This is a genomic window from Arthrobacter sp. MYb23, assembly GCF_002979775.1.
Lineage (GTDB): Bacteria > Actinomycetota > Actinomycetes > Actinomycetales > Micrococcaceae > Arthrobacter.
Window position 1 is genome coordinate 1 of sequence record NZ_PCPR01000001.1, and the last position, 11,868, is coordinate 11,868.

At 62.0% G+C, this 11,868-nt stretch carries 10 protein-coding genes and 1 tRNA gene; 4 read left to right on the forward strand and 7 right to left on the reverse strand.

What is annotated here, in order from left to right:
• Positions 1-260: 260 nt before the first annotated feature.
• Positions 261-728, forward strand: a complete 468-nt coding sequence (locus tag CQ020_RS00010) for a hypothetical protein (protein WP_105690039.1) — start codon at positions 261-263, stop codon at positions 726-728.
• A gap of 39 nt (positions 729-767) precedes the next feature.
• Here the strand turns inward: CQ020_RS00010 and CQ020_RS00015 are convergent.
• From CQ020_RS00015 to galU, 5 genes are all read right to left on the reverse strand, one after another.
• Positions 768-840, reverse strand: a tRNA-Ala gene (locus CQ020_RS00015).
• Positions 841-945: 105 nt separating this feature from the next.
• Positions 946-1,230 (reverse strand): SDR family oxidoreductase, encoded by a 285-nt coding sequence (locus CQ020_RS00020; protein ID WP_258141612.1) that lies wholly within the window; start codon positions 1,228-1,230, stop codon positions 946-948.
• Positions 1,231-1,295: 65 nt separating this feature from the next.
• The gene (locus CQ020_RS00025; RefSeq protein WP_105690378.1) at positions 1,296-2,186 is read right to left on the reverse strand and encodes a hypothetical protein; all 891 of its coding nucleotides are present in this window, start codon (positions 2,184-2,186) and stop codon (positions 1,296-1,298) included.
• 145 nt (positions 2,187-2,331) lie between these two features.
• Positions 2,332-2,943: a GNAT family N-acetyltransferase gene (locus tag CQ020_RS00030; RefSeq protein ID WP_105690379.1), complete on the reverse strand. Its 612-nt coding sequence runs from the start codon at positions 2,941-2,943 to the stop codon at positions 2,332-2,334.
• 11 nt (positions 2,944-2,954) lie between these two features.
• Positions 2,955-3,887 (reverse strand): UTP--glucose-1-phosphate uridylyltransferase GalU, encoded by a 933-nt coding sequence (galU, locus tag CQ020_RS00035; RefSeq protein ID WP_181151705.1) that lies wholly within the window; start codon positions 3,885-3,887, stop codon positions 2,955-2,957.
• 100 nt (positions 3,888-3,987) lie between these two features.
• Between galU and CQ020_RS00040 the strand changes: the two genes are divergently transcribed.
• The 3 genes from CQ020_RS00040 (at position 3,988) to CQ020_RS00050 (ending at position 5,895) form a co-directional block, all read left to right on the forward strand.
• On the forward strand, positions 3,988-4,602 hold the full coding sequence (locus CQ020_RS00040; RefSeq protein WP_105690040.1) for a 5-formyltetrahydrofolate cyclo-ligase: 615 nt from the start codon (positions 3,988-3,990) through the stop codon (positions 4,600-4,602).
• 155 nt (positions 4,603-4,757) lie between these two features.
• A complete protein-coding gene (locus tag CQ020_RS00045) occupies positions 4,758-5,021 on the forward strand; it encodes an FmdB family zinc ribbon protein (RefSeq protein WP_105690041.1) in 264 nt (87 codons plus the stop codon).
• Between the two features lie 301 nt (positions 5,022-5,322).
• Positions 5,323-5,895: an RcpC/CpaB family pilus assembly protein gene (locus CQ020_RS00050; RefSeq protein WP_258141613.1), complete on the forward strand. Its 573-nt coding sequence runs from the start codon at positions 5,323-5,325 to the stop codon at positions 5,893-5,895.
• A 26-nt stretch (positions 5,896-5,921) separates the two neighbouring features.
• Here the strand turns inward: CQ020_RS00050 and CQ020_RS00055 are convergent, their stop codons facing one another.
• The gene (locus CQ020_RS00055; protein WP_105690043.1) at positions 5,922-10,076 is read right to left on the reverse strand and encodes a DUF4011 domain-containing protein; all 4,155 of its coding nucleotides are present in this window, start codon (positions 10,074-10,076) and stop codon (positions 5,922-5,924) included.
• A 161-nt stretch (positions 10,077-10,237) separates the two neighbouring features.
• Positions 10,238-11,827 carry a glutamine-hydrolyzing GMP synthase gene (gene guaA, locus CQ020_RS00060; RefSeq protein WP_105690044.1) on the reverse strand — a complete coding sequence of 530 codons (1,590 nt, stop codon included), beginning with the start codon at positions 11,825-11,827 and terminating at the stop codon, positions 10,238-10,240.
• Positions 11,828-11,868: the final 41 nt, after the last annotated feature.

The following is an 11,868-nucleotide window of genomic DNA, read 5'->3' on the forward strand; positions in this document are numbered from 1 at the left end:
TGTATGGCGCTCCCGCCATCCTGGTCATCGGAATGCTTGCCTCCATCTGGACCAAAGAACCCACCAAGACAGCCCCGAAAGCCGCCGCAGGAGCCGGGGATGAAGCCGCCGCGTAACCCGCCAGCGGGTACTGAGGATTGAACCGACATGGTGGCTTCTTCCGTTCTTGAGCAGACCTTGAGTGTTCACCGAGGTCATTCCTGAGGCCGGTTGGGCACACTTTAGGGAGTACACCACGCTACGGGAACGGGATCACGCACATGCAGGGCAAGGGCATCATCTGGCAGGTACCGGCCATCATTCTGGCTGTCGTACTCCTGGTAATGGGTGTCCAGATTTCTCCAGCCCATGCGAAGTTCAACGACACCGAGACGGGTGCCATGTCCGTCTCAGCTGCCCGGATCCCGGCGCCGGCTGCCAACACCGTGGCGGTCACCAAGTCCTGTGATTCTTTCCTGTGGTTTGGCCAGGCAAAAATCAGCGTCGGCACTTTCACCGCCGTCTCCTACGCGAACTATCACGAGCTGAAGATCATCGACCCGGACGGAGTGGTGCAGTTCACCGGCGACCTGAGCAAAACCGCTGGAAAGTCCTACAGCTCCGGAGTCCAGAACGTGAGCAACCTGTCCGGAACGTGGACGTACCAAATTCGCGGCTATTACAAGGTCCCCAACTCCACCAATTCCTGGGCCGGTCAGCCCCTCACGGGCACGCTGAACTGCCCGTAGGGTGAGCGCAAGGGCAACGGCCCTGGAACGTAAAAAATGTGGAGCTAAGGAGATTCGAACTCCTGACCTCTTCGATGCGAACGAAGCGCTCTACCAACTGAGCTATAGCCCCTGGATCGAGCCTCAACTGCCCGGCCAGTGTCCCTAGGCTACAAACTTTCCCCATGCTTTTCCAACCACGACACGAACGTCTCCTTGCCATACGGCTGCTCCGGAGTCAGGTTGTGTCCGGCACGAAGAAAGTCACCCATCGCTCGGGGTAAGGCAAGCTGAACAATTCTTCCCCGCGCGCGTAGTTGCCGCCGTCTGCGAACTGCTTTTGGGCTTTACCAAACTGCCCCTCAAGGCAATCAACAACGACGTCGGCACCCGCCATGGCGGCCGCCAAGCCGTTACCGGTGGTGACATCCCCCGCAAAGTACGTGGCGCCGTCGTCGTGCTGAGGCGAACCAGCGAGCGGCACGTGGCGGCTTAGGACCGAAACCTTGTGTCCGGATTCCACGGCGAGCCGGACAACCTCACGACCCACCTGGCCGGTGCCGCCGGCAACATGGTTGCCATAAATTCTTAGGCGCGGCGACGCTGCAGAACATCGTCCAAGTTGCTCAGGGCACTGTGGCCCTTCGCAGTTGCCACTACAGCAGCTGCGGCCTCAGCCTGTTCAACGTTTTGCTTCAGCACGGGCTTGCCAACCGGCTTCGGTGCCTCAGGCAGATCCAAGGGCTCAGGGGCTGGTCGCGGCGCTTTGGCAGCAGCGACGTATGTGGGCTTTGGGACCTCTACCGGCTGCCAGCTGGCACCCTTGGAGTCATTGGCCACCTGAACGGACTTGTCACCCGCGGCAACAGCAACAGCAAGCGCTGCCTGCCGCAGTTCCACGGCGGACAACCGCGCAGCTTCACGGCTAGTGGCTTCTGCGTCGAAAACCTTGGTTTCCTTCGATTCGACAACCGGTTCCTTGGGCAAGTACCGCGCCGGTGTCGGAATGGTCGAGGCCTGCGCCGCACGGCGAGCCCTCCGTTCACGAAGATCCCTCAGGGCGAGCTTCCGCAAGGTCACGACGGCGAACACCGCGCCAATGAGCGAAACGAGCGGCAACCACACAGAACCGATGCCAAGAATTCTTAGAACCCCGGAAACCGCTGCTGTGACCAGCAGGGCAAGGCCCGCCAGGGCCAGGGTGAGCCGGGCATATCGGATAGTGAACGGCGTTGTGGGAGCCTTCCGGAGGACAGGCTCAGCCGCTGGGGATTCCTGGGGCGACGCCGGTGCTTTGCTGTGCATGGTCTCCATCGGTTTCTCCTGCTGAGGTGCCAAAGTCAGTACCACCCCTGCCTGCGTTTCGTCTGGTTCGTCATCAAATGCCTCTGCTGGACCAGCGGCTGTTTGGACTTGTTGCCGCCTGTTCCGCAGAACGTACGGTGCCACCCAGACCATCCACAGCGCAACAGTGACCACGAGTATCACTGAGCTGCTGAGAGGGAAGTCCACATTCAAAACCGTAGAAGCAAATCGCCGGGTGTGGCGGCATTGCGGCCGGTGTGTCGTGGGCGAGTCCGCAAATGACTGGAGATATGGGTGAAAAGGGCGATGACCTGCCCGTTTATGCCCTGAGCCACCGGCGCAGGAGTCCCTCCGGCACTTCATCAGCCGTCAACGCGAAGGAGCGGTGATCGGCCCACTCGCCATTGATGTGCAGGTAGCGCTCCCGATAACCCTCATCGCGGAATCCGAGCTTCTCCACAACCCTCAAACTCGGCGAGTTCTCGGGTCGGATGTTGATTTCCATGCGGTGCAGACCCAGAACGCTGAAGCAGTGGTCGGTTGCCATCGCAACCGCTGTTGGAGCAATGCCACGCCCGGCGCGGTCCTTATCTACCCAATAGCCGAGGGTAGCCATCATGGCCGATCCCCACACGATGGACGAGACCGTCAGTTGGCCGACGATGCGCGGCTCGCGGAAGCCTGCGGTTCGCTCAACAATGAGAAACGGCAAAGCTGTTGACTGACGGGCTTGATCATTCAGGGAACCCACCATTTGGCGGTAGCTGGGAAGGCGTCCACCCGGAGCCGGGTTGGACGCCTCCCACGGCGCGAGCCACTCGCTGTTCCGCGAACGAACTTCGGACCACTCCCGCTTGTCGCGGTAACGGATGGGCCGAAGCAGCAGGTCTCCGCTTTCCAGCGTTACCGGCCAGATCGCAGAGCCGTACATCATGAATTTGGCTATTTGGGAAGTGTGGCTGTGAAGTTGGGCAGCCACTCACGAAGCTCAGGACCAAGGTCTTCGCGTTCGCAAGCAAGCTCAATGCACGCCTTGAGGTAGCTGAGCTTGTCACCGGTGTCGTAGCGGCGGCCGCGGAAGACAACGCCGTAAACCCCGTAGCCTTCGCCTTCACCGGCGGCGAGCACCTCCAGGGCGTCCGTCAGCTGGATTTCTCCGCCTCGCCCGGGGGCCGTCTTCTCCAGGACGTCGAACACGGCCGGGTGCAGGACGTAACGTCCAATCACGGCAAGGTTTGACGGCGCCTCTTCCGGAGAGGGCTTTTCAACGAGCTGCTTGATGCGCACGTAGCCATCCTCGCCAATATCCTCAACATCGGCGCAGCCATAAGCGCTGATCTTGGAGGGCTCCACCTCAATGAGGGCAACCACGGAACCACCGGTCTTCTGCTGAACGGCGATCATTTCGCTCAGAAGGTCCTCGCGGGCATCGATCAGGTCATCGCCAAGCAGCACGGCGAAGGGCTCATACCCAACGTGCTGCTTTGCACGAAGGACAGCGTGACCGAGGCCGTTCGGGTCGCCTTGGCGGACATAGTGAATATCGCCGAGGTTGGTGGCGGACTGAATGGCTTCGAGCTTGGCGGTGTCACCCTTCTCAGCCAAGGTGGCTTCAAGAGCCGGCACACGGTCAAAGTGGTCTTCCAGAGCCCGCTTGCTGCGCCCTGTAATCATCAGGACGTCATGCAGGCCCACCTTGACTGCTTCTTCGACGACATACTGGATGGCAGGCTTGTCCACCACGGGCAGCATTTCCTTCGGCATCGCCTTCGTGGCGGGAAGGAACCGGGTGCCAAGGCCTGCTGCGGGAATGACGGCCTTACGGACAGCGTTGTTTTCTAGAGTCACCGGACTAATGTAACGGACGGAACACATCAACGGCTAAACCCCTCGCCGCGTCGGTAGCACATTTAGGTTCCGCAATTGATAACCCTGCCGCTCTCCCCGCAAGCGAAGACCACACGATCGGACATTCATGGCATCCAAGGACGACATTCGCAGCAGCCGGCGGCTGCACAGGCGGACCCTCACTCCCGAACTTCTGGCACGTGCAGGCGAGTCGCTTGCACAGCACGGGACAGCCTGGGCAGCAAGGGTTTCCCCCGGCGCTTCCGCTACCTTTGCCGTGTACCTGGGCGTAGCTTTCGAGCCGCCCACCATCCCCTTGATCACGTCACTGCACGAGGCCGGGCACCGGGTTCTCCTGCCCGTATGCGAGCCGGGACGACTTTTGAGCTGGGTGTATTGGACACCTGAAACAGCCTTTGTCCGGTCTTCCTATGCGCCCATAGACGAGCCAGAGGGTGAACGCCTTGAAAGCTCAGTGGTGGCCGGAGCCGCGGGCATCTTCATGCCCGCCACTGCGGTGGACCGGGATGGCAACCGGATCGGCCAAGGCGGCGGCTACTACGATCGGCTGCTTCAGGGCCTCGATGCTTCCAGCGGGCGGCCGCCCACCATCGCGGTGGTGTTCGACGACGATTTGTTACCTTCTGGCTCCATACCCGCCGAGGCATTTGATCGCCCGGTGCAAGAGGTACTGACCCCTTCTGGCGTAGTTCAGCTCCACGACGCTGCCGAGCACGGCTGACTTGGGCTGGTCTGCCGAGTGAGGTCCGGCACAACCACTGGTACACCTGGCGTAGAGCGATGATAGAATTGGCACTCAGGCCCTGCGACTGCTAAGGCGGATTTTCTCCACCGATGGCGCACAGGACCTGAATTTTGTCCTAAAGGAGGAACTCAGTGCCCACATACGCATACGCCTGCAAAGACTGTGACCATGCCTTTGACATCGTCCAGTCCTTTTCTGACAGCTCCTTGACGGAATGCCCCGAGTGCCAGGGCGCGCTGCGGAAGAAGTTCAATAGCGTGGGCGTCGTTTTCAAGGGCTCCGGGTTCTACCGGACTGATTCCCGCGATGCCAAGGGCAGCACCGTTTCGGCCGCCCCCGCAGCTCCTTCGCCGGCCCCTGCAGCAGCACCGGCCACTGCAGCTGCAAGCAGCTAAACGGTTTTCCACATAGGACATCAGGGCCCTATTTGCGGCCCTGGAAGCTGGCTAACGTGGCGGCATGCCACACACGTCACGCAGCGCCCTTCCTGCCCGCGCCGAACGCTCATCAGGAGCCGCCGGCAATTGGCCACCGCTGAACCATCCGCCCTCCCTGCCACGTCCTTCCGGTGCCCGGGGCAGTTCGCGGTTGAGCCGGAATCGCTCACGAGGTCACTCTGGTCAACGGGGGCAACGGACAAGATTCGGCTCCTGGGTTGCTCGTAACCGCCGCCTGGCCGTAGCACTCCTGTTGTGTGTGGCTGCGGGCATCGCAGTCCAGCAACTTACCCCTGCTCCGGAGAAGCGCGTAGGCGTCCTTGCGGCAGCCCGGGACCTTCCAACGGGGACCGCCCTGACTGAAACTGATTTCACCAGTGTTGAAGTGCCACCCGACCTCGCTATCAGCGGCGCTTCGGACAGCATCAGCGCCTTGGCTGGCCGTCAGCTCGCATCCCCTCTCGGCAGAGGGCAGATACCCTCGGAGTCCAGCCTGCTGGGCCCTGGCCTCCTGACGGGATCACCTCCGGGATCGGCAGCGGTCCCCCTCAGGATGGCCGATGCCTCGTCCATCCAGCTACTCTCCCCGGGCCAACTGATAACTGTGGTCCTCACATCCGCGGGATCCTATGACGAAGCACGGCAAAGCCAGATCCTTGCGGGCCCCGTACCTGTCCTTTGGACGTCAGCCCTGGGCGGCAAGCCTGGTGAATGGTTGGGCACAGGTGACACTGATGGCCTGGTGGTGGTGGCGGCCGATCCCCAACAAGCAGAAAAGCTTGCCGGCGCATCAACGCAAGGCAAGCTTTTCTTTGTTTTGGTCAGCCCGTAGTGGGTGGCACAACTATCCCTGGCTGCTCAGCCCCAGTGAGGAGGCTTCTGTTCCTTAAGCCACTGCTCATGGTCGTAGCCGGAGTCATCGCCCCACCGCCGGGGATCATCCTCAGCGGCTTTGGTGGGAAGAATCCCGTTGGAGCCGGTCTTGGTTGCGGTGGATTTCGCATCGGCGCCGTCCTCAGCAGAATTGCCGGTGGCGGACTCGCCGGATTCCTGGCCAGCGCTGTCCCCTGTGCCTATTTCCTGATCCATCAGTGGTGCTTCTTTCGCATTCTCTGCCTCGTGAACGTCGCTATGAGGCTCCCGGTCAAATTGGTCACCGGTACCGTCAACCAGCAAGGACCGGGCATTTCCCGGGTTCAATTGTTCCTCATCCGCGTGCAGGAAACCATGGTGGGCCGACGCCGACTGGGCGATATGGTTCTCAAGCCCCAGGTACGAGCCGATCCGGTCCGCGCAGGACGAGGGATCGGTGAAGACCTCGATGGTCCAGAGCGACATGTAGCGCCATCCCATGCGCTCCAGCAGTTGCGGCCGCAACCGGCTCCGCTCACGGACGCTCATCCGCCGGTACCGTTCAGTACCATCGGATTCAATGGCAACAGGGGTGGGGATTTCGGCACCCTCCCGGCCGATGGTGTGGACGGGGTCAGCAGCCGCAGCGATGTCCAGGACGCCATCGTAAAGATGCCATACCCGGGCTCCACGGGCGCGCAAGCGTTCGCCGAGATCGGCCACCAGCGGATCTTCACCCAATGCCTGCTCACTGGCTACAGCGCGCGAGGCAGGTGTTCCGAGGTTGCTGTTTCCGGAGAGCTCACGGTCCAGCAGTTCATAGAAGTCCACTGCGCCATGGGCCAGGCGGTCAAGGTCGAGATCCTCGGGCCGGAAGCAAGACAGGACATGCATGGAGCGCCGGGCCCGGGTCATCGCCAAGGCAAAACGGTTCCGACCACCCTCGATGGACAGCGGACCGAAGGAGTGGAGCGCACGGCCGTGCGGTGTGCGGCCGTAGCCCAGCGAGAAGATGACATGGTCGCGCACCAGTCCCTGGGCGCGCTCAAGGTCCACCACGCGGAAGGATTCAGCGCCTGCTCCGAAGAAACTGGACAACAGGGCGTGGTTAGGCAGTTGGAGCCTGATGGCCTCGCCAATCCTGGCAGCATGGCGCAAGCTTGCGGTCACTACTGCCAGGGAAGTACGGGGCCGGAGCCTGGCATGTTCAAAGACAAGATCCACCACGCGGTTGACCTCCGCAGTGACAGATTCGACGCCCTCGTGGTCCGCGCCGGGCAGCCCGGTGCCGTCGGGTATGTACTCCACGTGGATCGAGCGATCCAGGCCGGTGACCGAATTGCCGTCGGGCAAACGACGCAGGCCGCCGTCGTAGTAGTTCTTGCTCAACTGGAGGATCAGGTCCTCGTCCACCGCACGGTAGACCCAGTTCAGTTGCCACGTGGGAAGAACTCGGGCCAGTGCCTTGAATGCGCTGTCCACGTTCTCATGGCTGGCCACCCCGGCAACCGGCGGCTCCACGGCGACGCTGAACGTGCGTGCGTGTGCAATCTTGGCATCACCAAAGGCAACTACCTGCCGTGCCCTCGCGATTGCCGGGAGAACTGCCTGCAGAGAAGTGGACTCGGCATCGATGATCACCACGGCGTCGAATTTCTGCTCTGCCGGGAGAACACCGGTGAGCAGATAAGGACTGACGGACCAAACCGGGACCAGCAGGGGCACCAGATCCGGTGCTTGGGCGCTCAGGGCGGGCAATGTCACCCGGCCGTCCTTCAACAAGGCACGGAGCAACTCCGCCTGCCGTGGGTGCTCAAGAAGACCCTGGCGCCACTTCTGGGCCAGCTGCCACCTGAGCCGGGCTGCCCCGCTGGCAATATGTGCCTGGTCTGCCAGACGGTATTCCGCTTCGAGTCGACGCAACGAATCACCGTCAGACATGGCGAGGTAATCATCACCGCTGATCATGGCTTCCAAAGCGGACTGCCACCAGGCCAGATCCAGCTCGGCAGCCACGGACGCCGCCGGGACTTCCCTCGCGGCAAGGTCCGCCAGCAGCTCACCGAGGCCGTGCTCACGCATTTCCTCAATGAGGAGCGTCCGCTCGGGAAGTGTCTCCAGCGTGGCCGTGTCCGCAACGAGCCGCTCCAGCCGTTCCATAAGCTGCAGATACGGTGTCCCGTGGAGGGAGCCGCCGTCGGATGTGTGCTTGAGCGCATCACCAAGGCGACGCAGTTCGCCATCGAGTTCCCGGTAGAGCGACCCGAGATCGGCAAGACCGGAGGGAACCGCAGGGTGTCTCTGGGTTGTTGCGTAGCCAGCCCAAAGAGCCCGCTGCTCCTGGACCAGGACCAGGGAGCTGTGAAGATCCGCGATGTGGACGCCAGGCCGCACATATTCCTTGGCCACCCGGCGCAGGCGGGAACGCTGCATTGAGGGCATCTCAAGATTGCGTTCACGGCGCCAGGCAGAGCTGGCGGTGGCGGAAATGAGATCGTGAACCGGTCGATCAAAGATGTCCGGAGTGAACTTATCCAGGCTTTCCCGCACGGCGATCAGCAATTCCAGCTGGGCACCCCACTCAGTGAAAGTCTCACCCAGACGAATCTCGGCGTGATCGGAAACCTGCTTCATGCGATCCCGAAGGACAGGAAGTTTCTCCTCGGCCAAGCGGGCAAGCTGCTGCGCTTCCTCGGTCTCCTTGCGGGTTACCAGTCTGGCGCCATACCAAGGGCTGGAGGTGGAGGCCCGGCTGAAGCTGCCAAGCTCGGCAGCCCGACGCAGGCGGCCCGCGAGTTCTTCACGGTCCTTGATGTTGTCCAGGACGCTTCGCTTCAAGCGCACCGTCGTGGAGGGTGCGGGGTGTATGGACGTCAACTCAGCAAGGGACTGCATTGCCTGATAGGGCGAGCAACCCCAACGCTCACGGACGTTATGCAGGGAGGCGACGTGGTCCATCAGTGCATGACGGTGGCCGGTCAGTGTCTGGTGGAGGTTTCCAAGCTGTGGCTCAAGTGCCTTCTCATTACGCATGATGGCCCTGACCAGCTGACCTTTGAGTTGCTGGGGGGTGGTGCCATTTCCGGGCCGGAAGAGCATTGACTCCAGGCCCAGCGATTCAAGGTGGCCGGAAAGTCCTCCAAGGCTGGATTGCCTGTCTCCCACCACCAGCACGGACTTGCCTTCGCTGACCAACGCACCGATGGCGTTGATTGCGGTTTGCGTCTGCCCGCTTCCGGGCGGGGTACTGACAACAAGCGAATCCCCGGCGCGGACGGCGTCCACCACATACTGCTGATCCGTATCAGCATCGAGCAAAAGAAGCTCGTCAGCCGGATCCCGCAGGTCCAGGCTGGGGAACCTGCCCGCCTTGATCGGCTCCGGCTCAATGTCGCCACCGTTGGCGGCAGTGGAGAGGGCCGCCACCGTGGGGTTGTTCATGTTGATCCATGGGTCATCAAGGTTGCCTGAGAGGTCAGCCAGCGTGGTGACCAGCAGGTTGAACTCCACCTCGGCACCATGAATCGGCTGAATCAGCGTGGACAAACGGTCCAAGACCGGCTGGGGATCCAGCCGGGCAGTGTTGTAGGCCATGCGTGCCACAGCGTTAACGTCAAAGACGATGCCATGAACAGTCTTTAGATGGCGCACCAAGGCAGGGTTCATTCGTGCTTGCTCGGTGAGCTGAAGCTCAAAGTCGTCTTCGCCCGGCCTGACGGTAAGGACGATGGAGGTCAGCATCACCGGTGCGGAAACGCGTTGGGGCTTGCCGCCAACGGCAGAGGTCCACACCACGGTCCCGGCGGACAGATAGCCTGCCTCGATGCCGCGGTCATTGCTGAGCTCGAAGATTTTGGATCGGATGTTGCGGGCCGCCCGGGCCGCCACCAGATACTGCTGGCGATCCCTGATGAGCGTGGACAGCCGTGTTCGCCGGCCTGCGAGCAACTGCGCCAGCCCGGAGGGGTGGGCGTTGCTGAGATCGATGGCGCCTTCAGGCGTCTTGACGAAGCGCAGCATTGTGTCTGCCCCGGTAACGGGTTTGAGACCAGACAGCCATTTGCGGAGCTCTTCGGAGCCCTCTTCCTGGCCTTGACCTACTGACACGACTTCTGCCTTCTTTTCTGTACTAGCTTTAGACGCCTTGGACCATACCGGCATACTTTCGAGGGTAGCGGGTATCCTCGGACAGCTCGCTCCGCAACGCTGTTCCGCTGTGAAATTCGCCGTCATTTCACAGTTGCAGCATTCGTGGGATAAAAACTGATCCCACGTTCAAGCACAGTGGCCGGCCTCCCGGAGGAGGCCGGCCACTCAGAATGCTATTCCCACTCGATGGTTCCCGGCGGCTTGCTGGTGACGTCCAGCACCACGCGGTTAACTCCGTCCACCTCATTGGTGATCCTGTTGGAGATCCGGGCAAGCAGGTCATACGGCAACCGCGACCAGTCCGCTGTCATGGCGTCCTCGGAAGACACCGGACGCAGCACGATCGGGTGACCATAGGTACGGCCGTCACCCTGAACACCAACGCTGCGGACATCGGCCAGGAGGACAACCGGCATCTGCCAGACGTCGTTGTCCAACCCTGCGGCCGTGAGCTCTGCACGGGCAATGGCGTCAGCCTTGCGCAGCAGGTCCAGGCGCTCCTTGGTCACTTCGCCCACGATCCGGATTCCCAGGCCGGGGCCTGGGAACGGCTGGCGGCCGACGATTTCCTGAGGCAGGCCGAGCTGGGCACCGACGGCGCGGACTTCGTCCTTGAACAGGGCCCGCAGGGGCTCGACGAGCTCGAACTGCAGATCCTCGGGAAGACCACCCACGTTGTGGTGGCTCTTGATGTTTGCCGCACCTTCGCCGCCGCCTGATTCGACGACGTCCGGGTACAGGGTGCCTTGGACGAGGAACTTGATCTTTTCACCCTCGGCAGCGGCTTGGGCGATGATGGCCCTCTCCGCTTCCTCGAAGGCACGGATAAATTCGCGGCCGATGATCTTGCGCTTGGTCTCCGGATCACTGACGCCGGCAAGAGCCGACTGGAAGCGTTCCTGCTCGTTGGCTACGTAGAGGTTGACGCCCGTGGCTGCAACGAAGTCGCGCTCTACCTGCTCGGCTTCACCTTCACGCAGGAGGCCGTGATCCACGAAGACACAGGTCAGCTGGTCACCAACAGCGCGCTGGACCAAAGCGGCAGCTACCGCGGAGTCGACACCACCGGAGAGGCCACAAATGACCTTGGAGTCCCCGATCTGCTGGCGGATACGATCCACCTGCTCTTCAAGGATGTTGCCGGTGGTCCAGTTGGGGCTCAGGCCCGCTCCCTTGAAGAGGAAGTTCTCCAGGACGTGCTGGCCGTGGACGGAGTGCTTGACCTCGGGGTGCCACTGGACACCGTAGAGGCGCTTCTCTTCATTAGCGAAGGCCGCTACCGGTGCGCCGGCAGTGGAGGCGAGCACTTCGAAGCCCTCAGGGGCTTCCTGAACGGAGTCACCGTGGCTCATCCAGGTGTTCTGGGAAGAAGGAACGCCATCCAGGATGGAGCGGGCATCGCCTACAACCAGCGCTTCGGTTGCGCCGTACTCCCGGAGACCCGTCTGGGCCACCTTGCCACCCAGGGCGTTGGCCATGGCCTGGAAGCCGTAGCAGATGCCGAAAACGGGCACCCCGGCTTCGAAGAGGTCAGCGCCAACGCTCGGGGCGCCCTCTGCGTACACGCTTGAGGGCCCTCCGGAGAGAATGATGGCTGCCGGGTTCTTGGCCAGAAGCTGCTCGGTGGTGAAGGTATGCGGAACAATTTCCGAATACACATTCGCTTCGCGGACGCGGCGGGCAATCAGCTGCGCGTACTGGGCACCGTAGTCAACAACCAGCACCGGCTTCTGGGAAGTTTGGGGTGCGGTGGGAGTAGTCACCAGACAAGACTACTTTGCCGGGCTGCCCGGGCGCACGTTGA